At 67.5% G+C, this 20,937-nt stretch carries 24 protein-coding genes and 2 pseudogenes; 19 read left to right on the top strand and 7 right to left on the bottom strand.

Annotated features, from left to right (window positions below):
- Window positions 1-33: 33 nt before the first annotated feature.
- The 3 genes and pseudogenes from ACFQE0_RS24525 to ACFQE0_RS24515 all read left to right on the top strand — a co-directional run bounded on the left by ACFQE0_RS24525 (window position 34) and on the right by ACFQE0_RS24515 (window position 1,760).
- A pseudogene (locus ACFQE0_RS24525) lies at window positions 34-356 on the top strand (phosphoribosyl-ATP diphosphatase).
- Window positions 353-1,324 carry a type I pantothenate kinase gene (gene coaA, locus ACFQE0_RS24520; RefSeq protein WP_378974283.1) on the top strand — a complete coding sequence of 324 codons (972 nt, stop codon included), beginning with the start codon at window positions 353-355 and terminating at the stop codon, window positions 1,322-1,324. The pseudogene ACFQE0_RS24525 and the gene coaA overlap by 4 nt, the downstream one beginning before the upstream one ends.
- Before the next feature lie 112 nt (window positions 1,325-1,436).
- Window positions 1,437-1,760 (top strand): hypothetical protein, encoded by a 324-nt coding sequence (locus ACFQE0_RS24515; RefSeq protein WP_378974281.1) that lies wholly within the window; start codon window positions 1,437-1,439, stop codon window positions 1,758-1,760.
- A 9-nt stretch (window positions 1,761-1,769) separates the two neighbouring features.
- Here ACFQE0_RS24515 and ACFQE0_RS24510 read toward each other — a convergent pair whose 3' ends face one another.
- Window positions 1,770-1,985: a hypothetical protein gene (locus ACFQE0_RS24510; RefSeq protein ID WP_378974279.1), complete on the bottom strand. Its 216-nt coding sequence runs from the start codon at window positions 1,983-1,985 to the stop codon at window positions 1,770-1,772.
- Between the two features lie 228 nt (window positions 1,986-2,213).
- Between ACFQE0_RS24510 and ACFQE0_RS24505 the strand changes: the two genes are divergently transcribed.
- Window positions 2,214-2,360, top strand: coding sequence for a hypothetical protein (locus tag ACFQE0_RS24505; protein WP_378974277.1), 147 nt, complete (start codon window positions 2,214-2,216; stop codon window positions 2,358-2,360).
- Between the two features lie 8 nt (window positions 2,361-2,368).
- On the opposite strand, the gene ACFQE0_RS24500 is transcribed toward ACFQE0_RS24505, so the two are convergent.
- The gene (locus tag ACFQE0_RS24500) at window positions 2,369-2,860 is read right to left on the bottom strand and encodes a hypothetical protein (protein WP_378974274.1); all 492 of its coding nucleotides are present in this window, start codon (window positions 2,858-2,860) and stop codon (window positions 2,369-2,371) included.
- 69 nt (window positions 2,861-2,929) lie between these two features.
- Entirely contained in the window at window positions 2,930-4,195 is a 1,266-nt protein-coding gene (gene serA, locus ACFQE0_RS24495; RefSeq protein WP_378974272.1) for a phosphoglycerate dehydrogenase, read from the bottom strand.
- A gap of 249 nt (window positions 4,196-4,444) precedes the next feature.
- Here serA and ACFQE0_RS24490 point away from each other — a divergent pair, with 249 nt between their 5' ends.
- From ACFQE0_RS24490 to trpB, 7 genes are all read left to right on the top strand, one after another.
- The gene (locus ACFQE0_RS24490; protein ID WP_378974269.1) at window positions 4,445-5,293 is read left to right on the top strand and encodes a transglutaminase-like domain-containing protein; all 849 of its coding nucleotides are present in this window, start codon (window positions 4,445-4,447) and stop codon (window positions 5,291-5,293) included.
- A gap of 262 nt (window positions 5,294-5,555) precedes the next feature.
- Window positions 5,556-7,268, top strand: a complete 1,713-nt coding sequence (gene rpsA, locus ACFQE0_RS24485; RefSeq protein ID WP_378974266.1) for a 30S ribosomal protein S1 — start codon at window positions 5,556-5,558, stop codon at window positions 7,266-7,268.
- 329 nt (window positions 7,269-7,597) lie between these two features.
- The gene (gene sppA, locus ACFQE0_RS24480) at window positions 7,598-8,563 is read left to right on the top strand and encodes a signal peptide peptidase SppA (protein WP_378974264.1); all 966 of its coding nucleotides are present in this window, start codon (window positions 7,598-7,600) and stop codon (window positions 8,561-8,563) included.
- A gap of 59 nt (window positions 8,564-8,622) precedes the next feature.
- On the top strand, window positions 8,623-8,931 hold the full coding sequence (locus tag ACFQE0_RS24475; RefSeq protein ID WP_378974262.1) for an integration host factor subunit beta: 309 nt from the start codon (window positions 8,623-8,625) through the stop codon (window positions 8,929-8,931).
- 15 nt (window positions 8,932-8,946) lie between these two features.
- Window positions 8,947-9,315 (top strand): LapA family protein, encoded by a 369-nt coding sequence (locus tag ACFQE0_RS24470; RefSeq protein ID WP_378974260.1) that lies wholly within the window; start codon window positions 8,947-8,949, stop codon window positions 9,313-9,315.
- 46 nt (window positions 9,316-9,361) lie between these two features.
- Entirely contained in the window at window positions 9,362-9,997 is a 636-nt protein-coding gene (locus tag ACFQE0_RS24465; protein WP_378974258.1) for a phosphoribosylanthranilate isomerase, read from the top strand.
- Window positions 9,998-10,092: 95 nt separating this feature from the next.
- Window positions 10,093-11,334: a tryptophan synthase subunit beta gene (trpB, locus tag ACFQE0_RS24460; protein WP_378974256.1), complete on the top strand. Its 1,242-nt coding sequence runs from the start codon at window positions 10,093-10,095 to the stop codon at window positions 11,332-11,334.
- 28 nt (window positions 11,335-11,362) lie between these two features.
- On the opposite strand, the gene ACFQE0_RS24455 is transcribed toward trpB, so the two are convergent.
- The 4 genes from ACFQE0_RS24455 to ACFQE0_RS24440 form a co-directional block, all read right to left on the bottom strand.
- A complete protein-coding gene (locus ACFQE0_RS24455) occupies window positions 11,363-11,923 on the bottom strand; it encodes a ComEA family DNA-binding protein (RefSeq protein WP_378974253.1) in 561 nt (186 codons plus the stop codon).
- 104 nt (window positions 11,924-12,027) lie between these two features.
- Window positions 12,028-12,750, bottom strand: a complete 723-nt coding sequence (locus ACFQE0_RS24450) for an RlmE family RNA methyltransferase (RefSeq protein WP_378974251.1) — start codon at window positions 12,748-12,750, stop codon at window positions 12,028-12,030.
- Window positions 12,751-12,770: 20 nt separating this feature from the next.
- Window positions 12,771-13,850 (bottom strand): Ppx/GppA phosphatase family protein, encoded by a 1,080-nt coding sequence (locus ACFQE0_RS24445; RefSeq protein ID WP_378974248.1) that lies wholly within the window; start codon window positions 13,848-13,850, stop codon window positions 12,771-12,773.
- A 118-nt stretch (window positions 13,851-13,968) separates the two neighbouring features.
- The gene (locus tag ACFQE0_RS24440; protein ID WP_378974245.1) at window positions 13,969-14,442 is read right to left on the bottom strand and encodes a response regulator; all 474 of its coding nucleotides are present in this window, start codon (window positions 14,440-14,442) and stop codon (window positions 13,969-13,971) included.
- Between the two features lie 272 nt (window positions 14,443-14,714).
- Here ACFQE0_RS24440 and ACFQE0_RS24435 point away from each other — a divergent pair.
- The 8 genes and pseudogenes from ACFQE0_RS24435 (at window position 14,715) to ACFQE0_RS24400 (ending at window position 20,937) form a co-directional block, all read left to right on the top strand.
- A pseudogene (locus ACFQE0_RS24435) lies at window positions 14,715-15,502 on the top strand (cold-shock protein).
- Window positions 15,503-15,602: 100 nt separating this feature from the next.
- Entirely contained in the window at window positions 15,603-15,851 is a 249-nt protein-coding gene (locus tag ACFQE0_RS24430) for a hypothetical protein (protein WP_378974242.1), read from the top strand.
- 140 nt (window positions 15,852-15,991) lie between these two features.
- Entirely contained in the window at window positions 15,992-16,336 is a 345-nt protein-coding gene (locus tag ACFQE0_RS24425) for an iron transporter (RefSeq protein ID WP_378974240.1), read from the top strand.
- Window positions 16,333-17,847 carry a PepSY-associated TM helix domain-containing protein gene (locus ACFQE0_RS24420; protein WP_378974237.1) on the top strand — a complete coding sequence of 505 codons (1,515 nt, stop codon included), beginning with the start codon at window positions 16,333-16,335 and terminating at the stop codon, window positions 17,845-17,847. The genes ACFQE0_RS24425 and ACFQE0_RS24420 overlap by 4 nt, the downstream gene beginning before the upstream one ends.
- Window positions 17,844-18,191 carry a DUF3325 domain-containing protein gene (locus tag ACFQE0_RS24415; RefSeq protein ID WP_378974234.1) on the top strand — a complete coding sequence of 116 codons (348 nt, stop codon included), beginning with the start codon at window positions 17,844-17,846 and terminating at the stop codon, window positions 18,189-18,191. Before ACFQE0_RS24420 ends, ACFQE0_RS24415 begins: the two co-directional genes overlap by 4 nt.
- A 209-nt stretch (window positions 18,192-18,400) precedes the next feature.
- Window positions 18,401-19,924, top strand: a complete 1,524-nt coding sequence (gene adh, locus ACFQE0_RS24410) for an aldehyde dehydrogenase (protein ID WP_378974231.1) — start codon at window positions 18,401-18,403, stop codon at window positions 19,922-19,924.
- Window positions 19,925-20,053: 129 nt separating this feature from the next.
- On the top strand, window positions 20,054-20,479 hold the full coding sequence (locus ACFQE0_RS24405; RefSeq protein ID WP_378974228.1) for a DUF779 domain-containing protein: 426 nt from the start codon (window positions 20,054-20,056) through the stop codon (window positions 20,477-20,479).
- 53 nt (window positions 20,480-20,532) lie between these two features.
- Window positions 20,533-20,937 carry a cupin domain-containing protein gene (locus tag ACFQE0_RS24400; RefSeq protein WP_378975686.1) on the top strand — a complete coding sequence of 135 codons (405 nt, stop codon included), beginning with the start codon at window positions 20,533-20,535 and terminating at the stop codon, window positions 20,935-20,937.

Here is a 20,937-nt window from a genome sequence, read left to right as displayed (position 1 = left end):
GCCTTCTGCGGCACCGTGACTGCAAGACATTTCATGAGCACCTACACCCTCGCCGATCTCGCCCGCCTCGTGGCGAGCCGTGCCGGCACGGATCCGGCGGCGTCCTACACCGCCAAGCTCCTGGCCGATGGCCCGGCTAAGGCCGCCAAGAAGCTGGGGGAGGAGGCCGTGGAGGCCGCCATCGCCGCCGTCCAGGGCGACCGCGAGGGGCTGAAGAACGAGGCGGCCGACGTGCTCTACCACCTGATGGTGGTGCTGAAGGCCGGGAACGTCGAGCCACCGAGGTGATGGCCGAACTGGAGCGACGCACCGCCCAGAGCGGCCTTACGGAGAAAGCGTCGAGGCGAACCGCGTGAACGCGCCGCCCGCTCTCTCGGACGGTACGAACAGTCTTTCGCCCTACCGTCACTTCACCCGGGAGGAATGGGCGCGCCTGCGCGCCGACGCCCCCCTGACGCTCAACACCGACGATCTGGAGCGGCTGAAATCCCTCAACGACCCGATCTCGATCGAGGAGGTCGTGGAGATCTATCTGCCGCTGTCGCGCCTGCTGTCGTTCTACGTCGCGGCGACGCAGGGCCTGTTCAAGGCGACCCAAAGGTTTCTCACGGCCGAGCGCGAGACCAAGCTGCCTTACATCATCGGGCTCGCCGGATCGGTGGCGGTGGGCAAGTCCACCACGGCGCGCATTCTGGCGGCGCTCCTCGCGCGCTGGCCGAACACGCCGAAGGTCGATCTCGTCACCACCGACGGGTTCCTACTGCCGAACGCCGAGTTGGCCGCAAACGGCTTGATGGAGCGGAAAGGCTTCCCCGAGAGCTACGACACCGCCGCGCTCCTGCGCTTCCTGCACGACGTGAAATCTGGCCAAAGGCGGGTGACGGCACCGCTCTACTCCCACCTCGTCTACGACCGGGTGCCGGGGGAGGAGCGGGTGGTGGAGAGCCCCGATATCCTCATCGTCGAGGGGCTGAACGTACTCCAGCCCGCCCGCCTGCCGCGGGACGGGACCGCGATTCCCTTCGTGTCCGATTTCTTCGATTTCTCGATCTACCTCGACGGTCACGAGGACGACCTGCATCGCTGGTACGTGACCCGATTCATGCGGCTGCGCCAGACCGCCTTCCGCGATCCGCGCTCGTACTTCCGCAAATACGCGGAGATCCCCGAGGCGGAGGCGCTCGATACTGCCGACCGGCTCTGGTCCACGATCAACCTGCCGAACCTGCGGGAGAACATCCTGCCGACCCGGCAGCGGGCGAGTCTCATCCTCACCAAAGGGGCGAGCCACCGAATCGAATCCGTTGCGCTCAGGCGTCTGTGATCGGCTGAGACGCATTCAAAATGCGAGTTCAGGCCGCTGTTGCCATTTGGGCGCTGCGGCAAGTGCGCCTGAGTGTCACAGTCGATTCGTCCAGCGAATCGGCGGCCCATTCATGACACGCGAAGAGAGAGCCCTCCTGCAGGAGCGGGTGAAGACCCTGGTCCTGGGCCATGCCCTTGAGGCCGTGTTGTCGAGGTTCGTTGACGCAGACCAGGCGGCCGGGCGTGATGCCGGGGCGGACCTGTCGCGGATGGAGGAAATGCTTCTGTCCGCCGCGCGCGGCCTCGCCGACCGAGCCACCACGCAGAAGCTGTCGGTCCTCGTCGCAGTCGAGGACGTGTCGGCCATCGTCCGGACGGCCTTCGATGCGGCACGGGAGAAGATCGAGCTGATCCGCCCGGCGGACGAGGCGACCGAAGCCGCCATCGCCGCCTGAGCGATGCGCCTATTGCTTGGCGCGGTTGATGATCTCCCAAAGGACGCGCGCCACGGGCTCCGTGACCGTGCGCCGGTACTTGCGGTGGACCAGTTGCCCGTTGTGGAAGACGTCCTGCTCCACATAGAGCCGGTTTCCGTCCCAGCGGACGATGTTGTCGGATTCGACCGTCTCCTCGACCCCGAGCTCGTTGCGCAGGATCGTGCTGCCGGTGTGGGTGAGCATACGCGCGTCCTCAGTCACGCCGGGCTTGATCGCAGTCCCGGTTCGGCCCGGCCACCATATTAGCCACCCGCGCGCCACGCCAGACGGGAGCGCACGACGAAGCTGTCACTCGGCCGAGAAAGTAGGGCGGCACCCCATGTGCGCTCCGGCACAGCCTTGGCCGTGAGGGCCTGCCAGTGTTGGCTCACGCGGGGAAGGCCAGGGGCCTCCGCCGCGGCGGAGGCGTCCATGATCCAGCGCCACACCACGACCCTCGACAGCGCACTCGCTGCCCTGATGCGTACCCTCGGACGCCTGACGCGCCGCGTGGTCGCTCCAGCCGCCACCACGGGCCGCCCTGTCGGCGGCCCGGTCGTCTTCCGGCACTACTTATAGGTTTGCGGTCAGCCCCGGCGGTCGAGGATCGTCGCGGCCGGGCAGGCGCCCGTCTCGAACGGACCCAGCACGACATCGCCCTGGCGCGGATTGTTGACCGTGAAGGGCGCGGTGCCCTGAAGGCCGATGAAGCCGCGCCCGAGTTGCGGCAGGAAACCCTGCCCGCCGAACCGGATGAAGCAGCGGTCGATCACCGCCTCGTAGGAAAAGCTCGCCTGCGTGACCAGCGTCTGCGCGCCGGCCGGGCCGGGCACACCGCAATAGGCGGCGAAATCGAGCGTCCCCGGATGAGAAAGGCGGATCTGCACCGACCGCCCCGGCAAGATCGTCACCGGCGGCCCGCCGTCGCGACGGGCCGTCAGCACGTAGGCCGAACGGTTCACGATCTGCCGGAGGCATTCGGCCGAAGCGGCTGATGCCGTGGCGGCCGTGCCAAGCACGGCCAGAGCCAGGGCCGCAGCCCCGCGCGATCGTCCTGCCGTCCAGACTCGCTTGCCCACTGCCTGCTCCCGATCAAAACCGTGGCAGGACTTGAACAATGCGGACGGCTCGCGCGCAAGCCGTAATCGCTAGCGGCGCTCGTACAGAAGTCGTGCGCGGATCGTGCCGGGAATGGCGCGGATCTGACCGAGCAGTGTCTCGGCATCCGCATCGGAGGCATCGGTTTCCAGAACCACGTAACCCACCTCACCATCCGTCTGGTAGAACTGGGCGGCGATGTTGACCTCGCTGCGGGCAAAGACCTCGTTGAGGCGCCCGAGCATGCCCGGCAGGTTGCGCTGGACGTGGATGAACCGCGTGCCGGTGGCGCGCGCCGGAAGCTGCACCTGCGGAAAGTTCACGGCACCGACCGTCGAGCCGATATCCGAGTAATCGACGAGCTTCTTGGCGACCTCGGCGCCGATGCGCTCCTGCGCCTCCTCGGTCGAGCCGCCGACATGCGGCGTGAGGATCACGTTGTCGAGGCCCTGGAGCGGGCTGACGAACCGCTCCGAGTTCGAACCGGGCTCCTTCGGGAACACATCCACGGCGGCGCCGCGCAAATGGCCGTCGCGCAAGGCGGAGGCCAGGGCGTCGAGGTCCACCACCGTGCCGCGGGCATTGTTGATGAGGTAGCTGCCAGGCTTCATCGCCCGGATCTCAGCCTCACCGATCATGTTGAAGGTTGCCTCGGTCTCCGGCACGTGGAGCGACACGACATCGCTCTGCGCGAGCAGATCGGTGAGCGAGTCGGTCGGCTCGGTGTTTCCGTGGCGCAGCCGGTCGGTGTGATCGTAGAACAGAACCCGCATGCCCATGGCTTCGGCCAGCGTCGAGAGCTGCGTGCCGATATTGCCGTAGCCGACGATGCCCAGCGTCTTGCCACGTACCTCGAGGGAGCCGACGGCGGATTTGTCCCACTGTCCGGCATGGGCACCGACGGACCGGGGCACGATCCGGCGCAGCAGCATCACGATCTCGCCGATCGTCAGTTCCGCGACCGAGCGGGTGTTGGAGAAGGGCGCGTTGAAGACCGGGATCCCCCGGTGCCGGGCAGCCTCGAGATCGACCTGATTGGTGCCGACCGAGAAGCAACCCACCGCGAGCAGCCTGTCTGCCGCCTCAAAGGCGGCCGCATCCATCTGCGTGCGCGAACGAATGCCGACCATATGGACGCCCTGAAGCGCCTCGTGAAGCGCCTCACGGTCCAGTGCCTTCGGCAGACGCGTCAGGTTGGTGTAGCCGGACGCCTGCATCAGGGCGACGGCACTGTCGTTGATCCCCTCCAAGAGCAGGATGCGGATCTTGTCCTTGGGGAGGGAGAGCTTCTCGGCGAGCAGTGAGGAGGCGGCCATCGGATCGATCGACAGGTGAAAATCGAGCCGCAGCGATAGGCAGGCCCCCACCGCGATGCAACATCGGCCGTGACAGGCCAGCCCTGCATGTCTGCCCGGAGCGATGCGGGCTGCATGATCTTTGTGCAACACATCCCGCCGTGTTTGCGCGATCAAGCGGAACCGCTGCCGAATAGACCGGTTGTCGCACCTGACAAAAGTCTTCGCTCTCGCGAGTGGCGGAGCAGACCAGCGACACGGCGTTCTACCATGCATATCCGCACCGGTTTCACCTTGGCCTTCGATACGAATGGTCCGACGGCCATGAACCTTCTGCTGAACATTCGGCCGGAGCGCCGAATCGATTTGGTGACGCCTGAGGTGATCACATTCGATCCGCCCGTTCCCGCCAAACAGCATGTCGATGACTTCGGGAACGTCTGCACCCGCATCGTCGCGCCGGGCGGACGGATCACGATGTCGGCCGATTTCATCGTTGCCGACAGCGGCTTGCCGGACGACCAGGCGCCGGATGCCCGCGAAATCCCGGTGCAGGACCTGCCCAATGACGTTCTCGTGTTCCTATTGGGATCTCGCTATTGCGATACGGACAAGCTCTCGCAGACCGCGTGGGGGTTGTTCGGGGGCGTCGCGCCCGGCTGGAACCGTGTCCAGGCGATCGTCGACTACGCTCACAATCGGCTGCGCTTCGACTACCAGCAGGCGGACGCGACCCGGACCGCCCATGACGGTCACGGCCAGCAGGTCGGCGTCTGCCGCGACTTCGCCCATCTCGCCATTACCCTGTGCCGGTGCATGAACATCCCGGCCCGCTACGCCACCGGCTATCTCGGCGATATCGGCGTGCCGAAGGATCCGGCCCCGATGGACTTCTCGGCGTGGTTCGAGGTCTTCCTCGAAGGCCCAGAAGGCCCGCGCTGGTACACGTTCGACGCCCGGCACAATCGGCCCCGGATCGGCCGGATCGTGATGGCGCGCGGTCGCGACGCCACCGATTGCGCCCTGACGACGAGCTTCGGCACGGCCTTCCTGGCCCGCTTCGATGTCCATACGGACGATCTCCCTGCCGAGGGCGCGGAACTGGCACAAGCGGCGTGACGCGCAGCGTGTTGAATAGATACCACTAATAGAGTATGTGACAGGCGCCTCGCCGTCCGCCGCGATGCTCGCCCTATGGGCGGCCTGCGTGGACGAGCCGGCCAGGTCGCCCTCGTCATTCGTATCGACGCGTCGGCAAACCGGTCTCCTGCGGGAGGCGGTCGCTTCCCTATCAGGAAGCCGCGGCGGCAGAGGGTGTTCGCAACGCGAGCCGCCGACGCAGCCGGTCCGTCCTGAAGGATGGGACCGCCCAGGAGAGAGAATGACCGCAGGGACAGCCGTGGCGCGGGATCAGTACCGCGATGATTTCGCCGCGCTTCTGGAGGAGAGCTTCCTCCAGTCCGAGATTACCGAAGGGTCCGTCGTCAAGGGTCGCGTCGTCGCGATCGAGAAGGACGTGGCCGTCATCGACATCGGCGCCAAGACGGAAGGCCGTGTCGCACTTAAGGAATTCGCTGGTCCCGGCCGTGAAGGCGACCTGAAGGTCGGCGACGAGGTCGAGGTCTACGTCGACCGGATCGAGAACGCGCTCGGCGAAGCCGTCATCTCGCGCGACAAGGCTCGCCGCGAGGAGAGCTGGGTCAAGCTCGAGAAGGCCTTCGAGGCCAACGAGCGTGTCACTGGCACGATCTTCAACCAGGTCAAGGGCGGCTACACCGTCGACCTCGACGGCGCCGTGGCGTTCCTGCCGCGCTCGCAGGTCGATATCCGTCCGGTCCGCGACGTCACCCCGCTCCTGGGCACGCCGCAGCCGTTCCAGATCCTCAAGATGGACCGTCGCCGCGGCAACATCGTCGTGTCGCGCCGGACCGTGCTCGAGGAGAGCCGCGCCGAGCAGCGCAGCGAGCTGGTGGCCAACCTTGAGGAAGGTCAGGTCATTGACGGCGTGGTCAAGAACATCACCGAGTACGGTGCGTTCGTGGACCTCGGCGGCATCGACGGCCTGCTGCACGTCACCGACATGGCGTGGCGCCGCGTGAACCATCCGTCCGAGGTCGTCACCATCGGCCAGACGGTCAAGGTCAAGATCATCAAGATCAACCACGAGACGCACCGCATCTCGCTCGGCATCAAGCAGCTCCTGGCCGATCCGTGGGAGGGCATCGCCGCCCGTTACCCCGAGGGTGCCAAGCTCAAGGGCCGCGTGACCAACATCACCGATTACGGCGCCTTCGTGGAGCTGGAGCCGGGGATCGAGGGCCTCATCCACGTCTCCGAGATGAGCTGGACCAAGAAGAACGTCCATCCGGGCAAGATCGTCTCCACCTCTCAGGAGGTCGAGGTTCAGATCCTGGAAGTCGATCAGGTCAAGCGCCGCATCTCGCTGGGTCTCAAGCAGACCCTGCAGAACCCGTGGGAAGGCTTCTCCGAGAAGCATCCCGTGGGCTCCGAGGTCGAGGGCGAGGTCAAGAACAAGACCGAGTTCGGCCTGTTCATCGGCCTCGAGGGCGATGTCGACGGCATGGTCCACCTGTCGGATCTCGACTGGAACCGTCCCGGCGAGCAGGTCATCGACGAGTTCAAGAAGGGCGACATGGTCCGCGCCCAGGTTCTCGACGTGGACGTCGAGAAGGAGCGCATCTCGCTTGGTATCAAGCAGCTCGCCGGCGATCCCTTCGCCGAGGGCGGTGAGATCAAGAAGGGTCAGATCGTGACCTGCGAGATCGTCGAGGTGAAGGATTCCGGCCTGGAGGTGCGCATCGCCGACACCGACATGCAGACCTTCATCCGCCGCGCCGAGATCGCCCGCGACCGTGCCGACCAGCGTCCCGAGCGTTTCGCGGCCGGCGAGAAGGTCGATGCCCGCGTGGTGCAGTTCGACCGCAAGGCGCGCCGCGTCACGGTCTCGATCAAGGCCCTGGAAGTGGCCGAGGAAAAGGAAGCGATGGCTCAGTTCGGCTCTGCCGATTCGGGCGCCTCGCTCGGCGACATCCTCGGCGCGGCCATGAAGAAGGCCCGCCCCGACGAGGAGTAATCCTCGCTCGATCGGCCGCCCGGTTCGCCGGGCGGTCCGACGGCAGACAGTCGAGCCGCGCGGATCCGCTTCCGCGCGGCTTTTCTTTGAGCACGAGGCTGCTGCGAGCGTGGCGGCGATCACAACGCGTGGGCGACACGTCGCGCAAATTCTTCGCCGCTCCCCGTATCCACGCCGCCGAAAAATGCTCTAGAACACGCCCTCCTGCGGGCTCGCCCCGCCGGGATGCCAAGGACGCCAAGGACTTGGCGCCGCATCGCGGCGCTCAGGCGCCTGTCGGCGGAATGGCTGGAGACACCTCCAGCCGGGGATGCAAGGGAACGGATCGCATGGCAGCCGATGCCGAATTGCTGATCGACAGGCGGCGCCTGCGCCGCAGGCTCGGCCTCTGGCGGGTGCTGGGGATCGGCGGGCTCATCGTCGCGGTCGGCGCCGTCGGCTATCGCATTCAGGCCGGCACGACCGGTGCCTTCGCCGTAAGGCCGCAGATCGCGCGGATCTCGGTCTCCGGCTTCATTGCCGGGTCCGAAGCCACCGCCAAGCTCATGAAGCGCGTGGGTGAGGCGGAGGCGGTGAAGGGCGTCGTCGTCTCGATCAACTCGCCGGGTGGCACCACGACGGGTTCCGAGGAAATCTTCCGCAACCTGCGGGCGCTCGCCGCCAAGAAGCCGATCGTGGCGTTCGTGGACGGGACGGCCGCCTCAGGCGCCTACATCACTGCCATCGCCGCCGACCATATCGTCGCCCGTGAGACGAGCCTCGTCGGCTCCATCGGCGTGCTGTTTCAGTATCCGGACGTGTCGGGCCTGCTCGATAAGGTCGGCGTGAAGGTCGAATCGGTGAAGTCGTCGCCGCTCAAGGCCGAGCCTTCGGGCTTCACGCCCACCTCGCCCGAGGCGCGGGCGGCGCTGGCCGCCGTCGTCGGCGACACCTACGCTTGGTTCAAGGGCCTCGTGGCCGAGCGGCGTGGCATGGATGCGCAACAACTCGCTACCGTCTCGGACGGGCGGGTGTTCAGTGGCCGTCAGAGCGTGCCCCTGAAACTCGTGGACGAACTCGGAAGCGAGCGGCAGGCCGTCGCATGGCTCGAGAGCGCGCGCGGCGTTCCGAAGGACCTTCCGGTCACCGATTGGAAGCCGAAGACCGAGAGCGGCTTCTCCCTGTGGTCGGCGGCGGGCACCGGTGCCGGGCTGCTCGGCTTCGAAGGCATTGCGGGGCGGTTGCAGGAACTCGGCGCCGAGGCGCAGGCGGGCGCGCAGGGTGGGCTGCTCGTGCTGTGGCGGCCGGAGCCCTGAGGATTCCAGGGTCTCGACAGGCCCCAAGAACAGCCGGATAGACGGGAATACGACACGCCATGATCAAGTCGGAGCTTGTCCTCAAGATCGCCGAGCAGAACCCGCATCTCTACCAGCGGGACGTCGAGATCCTGGTCAACGCCATCCTCGACACGATCGCCGACGCCCTGGCACGGGGCGACCGGGTGGAACTGCGCGGCTTCGGGGCGTTTTCAGTGAAGCGCCGGGAAGCGCGAAAGGGACGCAACCCACGCACGGGCGCGGCCGTTGCCGTGTCCGAAAAGGCCATCCCCGTCTTCAAGACGGGTAAAGAGATGCGCCTGCGTCTCAACGCGGCCAAGATCGGCGAAGGCGTCGCGGCGGAATAGGCGGGAGTCACACAGATGATCCGGTTCCTGAAAAGCCTCCTCCTGCTGCCGGTCGCGGCGCTGGTGGTCCTGCTGGCCGTCGCCAACCGGGCGCCGGTGCAGCTTTCCTTCGACCCCGTCAACATCGACGCGCCGGTCTTCAGCGTGAACCTGCCGCTCTATGCGATTCTGTTCGGCGCCGTGGCGCTCGGCATCATCGTCGGCGGCGTCTTCACGTGGCTCGGCCAGGGCCGGGCTCGGGCCAGCGCCCGCTACCACCGCCGGGAGGCGCGCAGCTACGAGCGCGAGGTGAACCGCCTGCGCCCCTACGCTCCCGACGCCCCGGGCCAAACTTATCCCGGCACTTCCGTCCCCGTTCGCACGGCGCTCCCCGCTCCGCGCTGAACCTGAGCCAGCGCGGAACGCCGCGCCGTCCCGAGCCTGTGATCCCGTGACCGAGATCAAGATCTGCGGCCTCAGCACGCCGGACACCCTCGACGCCGCACTCGGCGCCGGGGCTGACTGGGTGGGCTTCGTGCGTTTTCCCCGCAGCCCTCGGCATGTGGAGCTCGAAACCGCTCGCGCCCTGTCCCGTCAGGCGAAGGGCAGGGCGGGCCGGGTGGTGCTGCTGGTCGATCCCGACGACGCGTCGCTCCACCAGGCTGTCGAGGCGATGGAGCCTGATCTGATTCAGCTTCACGGCCGTGAGAGCCCGGAGCGCGTCGCCGAGATCCGCGCCTTGACGGGCCTTCCGGTGATGAAGGCGCTCGGAATCGCGAGCGCGGCCGATCTCGCATCCATCACTGCTTATGCCGGAATCGCCGATCGGCTGCTCCTCGACGCCAAGGCGCCGCCCGGAGCGTCGTTGCCCGGCGGCAACGGCGTAAGCTTCGATTGGGACCTGCTTGCGGGGGCTGCCTTGCCCGCCGGGACCATGCTTTCCGGCGGTCTCGGGCCTGCGAACGTCGCGGAGGCCCTTGCGCGGACGGGTTTGACCGCCGTCGACGTGTCCTCCGGCGTCGAGAACGCGCCCGGATCGAAGGATCCGGCGCGCATCGCGGCCTTCGTGGCGGCCGCTCGGGGCTGACACTGCGCCGTTGCGTCTAGGGTCCTGCCATTGCAGCGGGGCTCACATGGGTCTAGCAACCGGCAAAACGTTGTCGTGCCGCGAAGGACCGTGCCGTGACCATCGCCCCCGCCCCGAACTCTTTCCGCACCGGACCCGACGAGCGCGGGCGCTTCGGTATCTTCGGCGGTCGTTTCGTGGCCGAAACGCTGATGCCGCTCATCCTCGACCTCGAGAAGGCCTACGAGGACGCCAAGCAGGATCCGTCTTTCAAGGCGGACATGGAAAGCTACGGCACGCACTACATCGGCCGCCCGAGCCCGCTCTATTACGCCGAGCGGCTGACCGAGCATTTCCGCAGCCAAGCCCCCGCCGGCAAGGGCGCGAAGATCTATTTCAAGCGTGAGGAGCTGAACCACACCGGCTCGCACAAGGTGAACAACGTGCTCGGGCAGATCCTGCTCGCCCGCCGGATGGGCAAGCCGCGGATCATCGCCGAGACCGGCGCGGGCCAGCACGGCGTGGCCACGGCCACCCTCTGCGCCCGCTTCGGCTTAAAGTGCGTCGTGTACATGGGCGCCGTGGACGTGGCCCGGCAGGCTCCGAATGTCTTCCGCATGAAGATGCTCGGGGCCGAGGTCGTGCCGGTGGAATCCGGCACCAAGACCCTCAAGGATGCGATGAACGAGGCCCTGCGCGACTGGGTGACGAACGTCGCGGACACGTTCTACTGCATCGGCACCGTCGCGGGTCCGCATCCCTACCCGGCGATGGTCCGCGACTTTCAGTCGGTGATTGGCCGAGAGACCCGTGAGCAGATGCTCGCCCAGGAAGGCCGCCTGCCCGATTCGCTGGTGGCGTGCATCGGCGGCGGCTCGAACGCGATGGGCCTGTTCCATCCGTTCCTGGACGACCGCGAGGTCGAAATCTTCGGCGTCGAGGCGGCCGGTCACGGGGTGACGAGTGGCCTTCATGCCGCCTCGCTGACCGGGGGCAAGCCCGGCGTGCTCCACGGCAACCGCACCTACCTCCTCATGGATGCGGACGGGCAGATCGCCGACGCGCATTCCATCTCGGCGGGCCTCGATTATCCGGGCATCGGCCCGGAGCATGCGTGGCTGCACGAGATGGGCCGCGTGAAGTACCTCTCAGCGACGGATTCCGAGACGCTCGAGGCGTTCAAGCTCTGCTCAATGCTGGAGGGCATCATCCCGGCCCTCGAGCCGGCCCATGCCCTGGCGAAGGTTGCGGAACTCGCCATCGAGCGCCCGGCCGATCACCTGATGGTGCTCAGCATGTCCGGTCGGGGCGACAAGGACATCCCGCAGGTCGCGGAACTGTTCGGGACCAAGCTGTAGGACAGCGGAAACGGACGGTGCGCCGGTCTCAGCGCACCGTCACCTGTTCCTTGATGCGCTCGTAGACTGCCCGGCTGAGCACCCGCTTGGACAGCAGATCGGTCACCTGCGTGTAGGGCCGCTTGGCGATGATGGCCCGGCCGATGGCGCCGCCGCCGCGCAAGCCGTTCAATTCCGCCACGCTCGCCTTGTTGAGATCGACCAGATCGATGGCAGGCGGCCCCTCGGTAGCCTCCGCCTCCGTCACCTCGGCCCGGCCCTGTGGCGCGGCCGAGGACGGCGGCGCCGGAAAGGCAAGGCTGTCGCTCGGCATCACGCTCGGTGCGGCTGGGGCAGGGGCGGGCGAGGGCTCTGGAGGCGGGCGCCGCACGGGCTCGGCCGGAACCGGGATGGGCGAGGTGACATCCGCCTGCGGTCGCGAGGGAATCTGGCGCACGGCCGGGTCGCTCGGCGCCGGGGCTGGCGTCGCCATCGCTGTCTTGGCGGGGGGCTGCGGCGAGGCCGGAAGCCAATATTGCACGAGTGCGGCGAGGGCTCCGGCCAGGAGCAGCAGCACCGAGATGCGAAGAATTGCGGGTCCGCTGAGCACGCGCCGACTGTCGATACTATTTTCCCAAAATTAACCGAAAGCGCCACCAGCGCCTATGCCCACCAGCATCGTGCGCCGATCTGTCCCCAGCGGAACAATCTAGCCTAGTCTTCCTCGACCACGCCCTTGCCGGGCGCCCCGCGATAACCGGTGGCCAACACATAGAGTTCGCTCGAATCGGCGCGACTGGCCGACGGCTTCACGTGGCGGACTACCGCGAAATCGCGCTTGAGGTTGGCGAGCAATTCGCCCTCGGTACCGCCCTGCAGCACCTTGGCGAGGTAGGCGCCACCGGGGGCCAGGATCTCGCGGGCGAATTCGGCGGCGGTCTCCGCGAGGCCGATGATCCGCAGGTGGTCGGTCTTCTTGTGGCCGGTCGTGTTGGCGGCCATGTCGGACATCACGAAATCGGCCGGGCCACCGAGAAGATCGGTCAGCTGCTTGGGCGCGTCGTCGTCCAGGAAGTCGAGGGTGATGAACTCCACTCCGGCCATGGGCTCGATGGGGAGGAGATCGATGCCGACCACCTTGCCGGTCGGCCCGACGACGCGGGCGGCGACCTGAGACCAGCCTCCCGGCGCCGCGCCGAGATCCACGATCCGCTGGCCGGGCTTCAGCAGCTTGAAGCGCTCGTCGATCTCGATGAGCTTGAACGCCGCACGGGAGCGGTAGCCCTCGCGCTTGGCGCGGGCGACGTAGGGGTCGTTGAGCTGCCGTTCGAGCCAGCGCGTCTGCGAGACGGTGCGCTTTCGCGCAGTCTTCACCCGCTGCTTGAGATCCCCGCGCACGCCCCCGGTGGAGCCTACGCCGCCGCGCCTGTCAGTCATGAACCTTTGTCCGTGGCCGGTTACCGCACCGGCTTACGCGACCATACCCCATCTTCGCGCATCATGTTCACGAGAAGGCCCTCGCGCAGGCCGCGGTCGGCGATACGCAGACGCTCGGCCGGGAATGCCCGGCGCAACGCTTCCAGAATCGCACAGCCCGCGAGCACGAGATCGGCCCGGTCCCGGCCGATGCAGGGGTTGTCGACGCGCTGCTCCAAGCGCGTGTCGAGAAGATCGTCGATCGCCGCCGAGACCTCGTCGTCGCTCATCCACAGGCCGTCGACGCGGCGGCGCTCGTAGCGCGCGAGCCGCAGATGCATCGCCGCGATGGTGGTGACGGTGCCGGACGTGCCGAGCAGGTGGAAGTTCTGTGCGGTGGCGGCAGGGGCGGCGCGCAGGGCGAAGGCGGACAACTTCTCCGCCACTTCCTCGACCATGCCTTCGAACATGCGTCGCGTCACCTCGGCGCCGCCATGGCGCTCGGCGAGCGTCACGACACCGACCGGCAAACTGTCCCAGGCGCGGATGCGCAGGGTCGGGTCGGTCGAGGGGTTGGTCGCCGCCCCGTCGAGCCACGCCACCTCGGTGGAGCCGCCGCCGATGTCGAAAATGACGACTGATTCCGCCCGCGGATCGGCCAGGGCCGCACAACCGGTCACGGCGAGGTAGGCCTCGGTCTGCCGGTCCACGATCTCAAGATCGAGGCCGACCGACTGGCGCACGCGCTCCACGAAATCGGCGCCGTTCACAGCGAGGCGGCAGGCCTCGGTGGCGATGATCTTGGCTCGGCGGACCCGCCGCGCCTGCATCTTGGCCCGGCAGATGCGCAAGGCCTCGACGGTGCGCTCGATTGCGGCCTCGCTCAGGCGGTCGGACGTGCCCAACCCTTCCCCCAGTCGCACGATGCGCGAGAAGGCGTCGATCACCCTAAAGCCACCATAGGTCGGCTCCGCGATCAGCAACCGGCAATTGTTGGTACCGAGATCGAGAGCCGCATAGCTCTGCCGACGCTCGCGCCCCGCATAGAGGGTCGGCGTCGAGAGCGGCGCCATGGTGGTTGCGGGCCGGGCCGGCGCGGCCGCGGCGGTCTCGTCCCTCATCGGCGCGGCCGTCGAATCCTCATCGGCCCGGCTGACAGCCCGACCTCACTTGCGTGTGAGCCTACAGCCTCGGGCGGGAACTGCAACGGCCGAACGGGTCGTCGGGGTTGCGAATGCGTCAGGCGAAGATCTTCGCCGCCCCGGCGGCACGGGGAATCGGCCGCAACAGGCTCTTGACCTGAGAGTAGGGCCGTGGCCGGTTGATGATCTCATCGAGACGCGACCACAGCGTTTTCGGGGAGAACGGCTTGGCGATGATCTCGTTGACGCCGAGGCCGACCGCCCGGTCCACCACATTCCGGCGCGGCTGGGCCAGCATGAGGATGATCGGCAGGGTAGGGCAGGGGGAGGTGGTCGGGGTGCGGGCGAGGCGGATGAACTCCTCCCCCGACAGAATCGACAGGTCCCAATCGATGATGGCGATATCGGGCTTGCTCTCGGCGAGCACGCCCAGCGCCTCGGCGCCATCGGGCGCTTCCAGGACGCGCTTGATGCCCACACGCATCAGCATGTCCCGGACGATGCGCCGGATATAAAGGCTCTCGTCGACGACGAGGGCGGAGAGGTCGGGAAAGGTCGGTGTTGCGATCATCGGGTGCGTCGTCCCGTCGCGACGGTAACCGACCGCACTTTGCATTTCGCTAACGCCACTCACTTCCAGCGCGACGCTTGCCGCAGGAAAGTTCGTGAACCGCCGCGTCTCCGCCCAAAAGGACCTTGCGGTCAAGGCCCGATTGCGTCAGGACTAGGGCATTATTCTTGGTTAGCACGACCTGGGGTAATGCGCAGTGCGAGCCGCCGATCCTCCGCAATGGTCGGCGTGAATTTTGAATACGGGCGGCGGACGGTTTTTGCGAGCTTCTAATGGGACGTGGTCGTGATTTCAGGGGGCCGCAGAAGCGCGGCTTCGACGAGAGCGGTGAGCCGAGATGGCCTGATCAGGCACCCTCGGGCGGCGGCTTTGGCGGTGGCTACGGTGGCGGCGGCGGCGGTGGTTACGGCGGCGGTGGCGGCGGCGGATACGGCGGTGGCGGCGGCTTCGACCGTGGCCCGTCGCGCGGCGCGTCCCCGGCTCCGTCGGGCCCCGAGCGTGATGCCACCGTCAAGTGGTTCAACAAGGAGAAGGGCTTCGGCTTCGTCGAACTCGGCGACGGTTCGGGCGATGCCTTCCTCCACATCCGGGCCGTCGAGGCCGCTGGCCATGACGATCTCATGCCCGGCACCAAGCTGATGGTCACGACTGCCCAGGGTCAGAAGGGCCCGCAGGTCACGAGCGTGACCAGCGTGGACACCTCCACGGCCGAGGCTCCGGCTCCCCGCCGCGAGTTCCGTCCGCGCACCGAGGGCTTCGGCGGCGGTGACCGCTTCGGCGGCGGCGGCCGCGGCGGCGACCGATTCGGTGGCGGCGGCGGTGGCGGCGGTCGCGCCCCTCCGGCCCGTCGACCGAGATGGTCGGCACCGTGAAGTGGTATGACCCGGCCAAGGGCTTCGGCTTCGTGTCGGTGAACGACGGCGGCAAGGACGTGTTCGTCCACCGCTCCGCGCTCGCCCGCGCCGGCCTCGACTCCCTGGCCGAAGGCCAGCAGGTCACGCTCGGCGTCGTCGAGGGCATGAAGGGCCGTGAGGCCTCGTCCATCAACGTCGACGGCTGAGGCTGAGCCGCGCGGCGCCACTCTGTCGCCGCGATGCTCATGAGATTCGGAACGGCGGTCCTCGCGGGCCGCCGTTCTCGTTTGTTGGGCTGGATCTCACATGCTCCGTCGCCTGCCGCTCCTGTTCCTCCTCGCAGCCCTGCCCGCCCAGGCCGAGGATTTCACCGGCTTCTACGCAGGCGTGAATGCGGGTTACGGCTGGAGCCGTGAGAAGGATACGGGCGCTGCTCCCGCCGTCTCGCCGGGCGCCCCATCGAGTGAAAGCCGCGCGGCCACTTCCCTGCCGCCTAGTGCAACGGCCGCTGCCGCTTCTGTCCAACGTCCGGGCCGCGCCGCCACCGACCGGTAATCCTCAGCGCGATCGCGAGGGACGTGTCTGCGGGTGGGATGAATCACCCGTCCGAGACGTGCCAAGTCCTTGGCGTCTTGTTGGAATCGTTCCGAAAGATAGCGATTGCGGTGGCCCCTTGGCCGCTGCTACCCGACGCCATGCCCAGCGACTCGCCACCTGTCGACGCGATCCGCATTCGATCTTCGGAGAAGGGATGGCGTGACCGCCTGACCGTTGCCGGGCGTGTCGCCCTCGCGGCTTTCGGCGGGTACGCGGTGGCAGGCTTGGTGAGCGCCCTCGGCGCGATGACCCTGCCCCTGTCACGGGCCGAAGCCGTGTCGGCCTCGATGCTCGCGAGCTTTGCGGTGATGGCCGGCATCGTAATCTTCGTTTTCGCAGCAGCCTCTCTTCGCCGTGCGGCGCTGACGATCGCTGCCGCGGTCATTCTCCTGACGGCAGCCCTTTGGCTCTCCGGCGGCTTCTCTGCGACGGTGACGGCATGAGCGAGACGAAGCGTTTCCGGCCCGCTATGGCGTGGCTGCACACGTGGTCCGGCCTCGTGGTCGGCTGGGTGCTGTTCGCGATCTTCGTCACCGGTACGGCGAGCTACTACAAGGACGACATTACCCGCTGGATGCGTCCCGAACTACGCGAGACCGCCGTCGATCCTGCGGCGGCGGCTACTTTGGCGAGCGCCTATCTCGCCCGGCAGATGCCCGATGCCGGAGGCTGGTACATCCAGTTGCCGAAGCCGGAAGTGCCGGTGACCGAGGTCTATTGGTGGAAGAGCTTCGATGGGCCGTTCCATCATGCGCTCCTCGATCCCGCGACAGGCGCCCCGACCCATGCCCGCGAGACGAAGGGCGGCGATTTTCTCTACCGCTTCCACTTCGAACTTGCCCTGCCGAGCCTCTGGGGGCGCTGGATCGTCGGATCCTGCGCGATGATCCTGCTGATCGCGCTCATCTCCGGCATCATCACTCACCGCCGGATCTTCGCGGATTTCTTCACCTTCCGGCCGGATCGCTCCCGCCAGCGCGCATGGCTCGACGCGCACAACCTCTTCGGTGTGCTCGCGCTGCCATTCCACCTGATGATCACCTATACGGGTCTCGTGACCCTGGGGCCGATGCTGATGCCTTGGGCGACGCAGGCCGCCTATCACGACAACGCGCCGAACTTCTTCGTCGAGGCGGGGCTGATGCCCAAGGGCCGTATGCCCGCCGGCAAGCCGGCCGAGGGCAAGCCTCTCGGAGACATCATCACCGCCGCCGCCCGCGAAGCCGGGGAGATGCCCGAGGGCCTGTCCGTCTACGCGCCGGGCGATGCCGCCGCGACGGTCAACCTCGCATTCGAGGAACCGCACGGGCTCGCACACCTGCATCCGCAGACCGCCTACGACGCGGTGACGGGCGCGGAACTCGCGCGCAACACCGAGGCCGGGGTCGCGACGCGAACCGGCGCGGTCTTCGTCGGGTTGCACGAGGCGCATTTCGCCTCCTCGGCCCTACGCGTCGTGTTCTTCCTTTGCGGGGCACTCGGCGCCGCGGCGGTGGCCTCCGGGCTGGTGTTGTGGACCGTGGCGCGGGCGCCGAAGGGCGCGGCACCGGAAGGATGGGGCCTGCGCCTCGTGCGTGTCCTGAATATCGGGACCATCGCCGGATTGCCCGCCGGCATCGGCGCCTTCTTTCTGGCAAACCGGCTGCTGCCCGTCGGCTTGGCGGAGCGTGCCAATTGGGAGGTCGGGCTGTTCTTCGGCGCCTGGGTGCTGGTCGCACTGGTGGGCGCCCTCGCGCCTCGCCGACAGGCATGGCCCGTCACCCTCGGGATCGCTGCGATCGCCTTCCTCGCCGTGGTCCCGGCCGATCTCGCCCTGATCGGCGAGCCCCGCTTCGTGGCCTTCGACCTCGCGATGCTGCTCGTCGCCGCGCTTCTCATCGTCGCCGCGCGGGTGGCTGCGCGCCCGCCTGCCGCCCTGGCTAGGCGAGCCCCGGCGCAGGCGGCGCGGGCATGAGCGGGGCGACGCTCCTGCTCTGTACGGCCCTGGCCTTCGCCGGGCTCGCGACGCTCGCCTTGAGCCTCGACCGGCACCACCGGGTCGCCTTGCGCGGGCCGGTACCGCAGGGACGAACCCGGCCCCTGCGCGTCGCGGGCTGGGCCGGCATCCTTCTCTCATTCGGGGCGGCCATCGCTCTGGACGGATGGAATTTCGGGCCGGTCCTGGCGACGGGTGCCGTGACGGCAGCCGCGCTCGCGGTAGCCGTCTGCCTCACCTATCGGCCGGGCTGGCTGCGCCCGGCCGCCCTCGCAGCCTTGCCCCTGGCGGCGGCGTGCCTGCCCTTCGCGCTCGCCCCTTAAAGGGTGGGGTCGCCAAGGGTTTTGAGCGGGCGTAAGCTCGTGTTCGAGGAGGCGCCTCGGGCGCCTCGTCCAAAAGTCCACCTTGCTTCGGCAGGCCATCTGACATTGGCTAGCACCCGAGCCGAGGGAAGCGGCAGGACCTCCGAGACGGGGGCCGAATCGAACGAGCCGCGGTCCGCGAGGCCGGGCCCAAACCAGGGAGAACGCCCATGAACAAGCCCGAATTCTTCGGCGATAGCCGTACGAAGTCGCCGTTCTCGTCGCGCTACGAGAACTTCATCGGCGGCCAGTGGGTCGCGCCTGCCGCCGGCCGCTACTTCGAGAACACCTCGCCGATCACCGGCAAGGTCGTATGCGAGGTGCCGCGCTCCGACGCCACCGACATCGACCGCGCCCTCGATGCCGCCCACGCCGCGAAGGAGGCCTGGGGCCGCACCGCTCCGGCCGAGCGCGCCCGCATCCTGAACAAGATGGCCGACCGGATGGAGGAGAATCTCGATCTGATCGCCCTGGCCGAGACCTGGGACAACGGCAAGCCGATCCGCGAGACGACCCACGCCGACATTCCGCTCGCCATCGACCATTTCCGCTACTTCGCGGGCTGCGTACGGGCGCAGGAAGGCTCGATCTCCGAGATCGACCACGACACCGTGGCCTACCACTTCCATGAGCCGCTCGGCGTCGTCGGCCAGATCATCCCGTGGAACTTCCCCATCCTGATGGCGGTGTGGAAGCTCGCTCCGGCGCTCGCCGCCGGCAACTGCGTGGTGCTGAAGCCCGCCGAGCAGACCCCGGCCTCCGTGCTGGTGCTGATGGAAATCATCGGCGACCTGCTGCCCCCGGGTGTGCTGAACATCGTGAACGGCTTCGGCCTAGAGGCCGGTAAGCCGCTCGCCTCCTCGCCGCGCATCGCCAAGATCGCCTTCACGGGTGAGACGACCACCGGTCGCCTCATCATGCAGTACGCCTCGCAGAACCTGATCCCGGTGACGCTGGAACTGGGCGGCAAGTCGCCGAACATCTTCTTCGCCGACGTCGCGAACGAGGACGACGACTTCTTCGACAAGGCCCTCGAGGGCTTCACGATGTTCGCGCTCAACCAGGGCGAGGTCTGCACCTGCCCGAGCCGCGCCCTCGTCCACGAGTCGATCTACGACCGGTTCATGGAGCGGGCGATCAAGCGCGTCGAGGCTATCACGCAGGGCTCGCCCCTCGACCCGGCCACGATGATCGGCGCCCAGGCGTCGAGCGAGCAGCTTGAGAAGATCCTCAGCTACGTCGATATCGGCAAGCAGGAGGGCGCGGAGTGCCTCACCGGCGGTGAGCGCGGCGTGCGCGAGGGCGATCTGGCCGAGGGCTTCTACATGAAGCCGACCGTGTTCCGCGGCCACAACAAGATGCGCATCTTCCAGGAAGAGATCTTCGGCCCGGTCCTGTCGGTCACGACCTTCAAGGACGACGCCGACGCCCTCTCCATCGCCAACGACACGCTTTACGGCCTCGGCGCCGGCGTCTGGACCCGTGACGGGACCCGCGCCTATCGCTTCGGCCGGGCGATCCAGGCGGGCCGTGTCTGGACGAACTGCTACCATGCCTACCCGGCCCACGCGGCCTTCGGTGGCTACAAGCAGTCCGGCATCGGTCGCGAGACCCACAAGATGATGCTCGACCACTACCAGCAGACGAAGAACATGCTGGTTAGCTACTCGGCGAAGAAGCTCGGATTCTTCTGAGCCTAGCCGAGTCTCCCCCGAGACTGCCTTGGGCCCTGGCCATCCGGCCGGGGCCTCTTTGTGTCCGGGGCTCGCCGTCCCCATCTGCCGACCTTAAATCTGAATTCACGCCTTGAACGGGAGGAGCGCATGAGCGCCATGGAGACGGTCGAAGCCACCACCGCCGAGCAGGCCGGAGTGGACGGGACGCCCCTGCGCGTCACCGCAACGCCCACGGCGCTGGCGCTCATCGACGAATTGAAGGCCGAGTACGGCCCGGTGATGTTCCACCAATCGGGCGGCTGCTGCGACGGCTCCTCGCCCATGTGCTACCCCGTGGGCGATTTCATCGTCGGCGACAACGACGTGCATCTGGGGCAAGTCGGCGGAGCGGATTTCTACATCTCGCGCACCCAGTTCGAGGTCTGGAAGCATACCCACATCATGCTCGACGTGGTGCCGGGCCGAGGCGGCATGTTCTCCCTGGAAAACGGCCGCGAAAAGCGCTTCCACATCCGCTCGCGCCTATTCACGCAGGCCGAGAACGATGCCCTTGGCGGCGCGTGCCAGCTGTGATGTCCTGCCGCTGATTTTAGCGGGAGGGTAGGGTGAGCGAACGAGCGGGCCTCATGGTGGTGCGGGAGGGCGAACCCTTCCGGGGGAAGCAGGGCCACCTCTACCGCCACGCCATCTCGGCGGAGGCTGTGGGCGCGAAGGCGCTGCATATGCAGCTTCTTGAAATCGCCCCGGGGGAGCGAGCCCATGCCCACAAGCACGCGGCGCACGAGACGGCGATCCACGTCTTGAAGGGCGTGTCCGGCTGTTTCTGGGGCGAGCGGCTCGAACACCACGCCATCGCCGGGGCAGGCGAGTTCGTCTACATCGCGGCGAACGTGCCGCACCTGCCCTACAACCGCAGCGCGACGGAGCCGGTCGTGGCGGTGATCGCCCGCACCGATCCGAACGAGCAGGAGAGTGTCGTCCTGCTGCCGGAGCTCGAAGCGGGCGTCGATTGGTCGAAGGCCGAAGCCTGA

Source organism: Methylobacterium komagatae (assembly GCF_042661665.1).
Taxonomy (GTDB): Bacteria; Pseudomonadota; Alphaproteobacteria; order Rhizobiales; family Beijerinckiaceae; genus Methylobacterium; species Methylobacterium komagatae.
The sequence above is the reverse complement of the archived record's forward strand: the minus strand, read 5'-3'. Positions and strand labels throughout refer to the sequence as shown.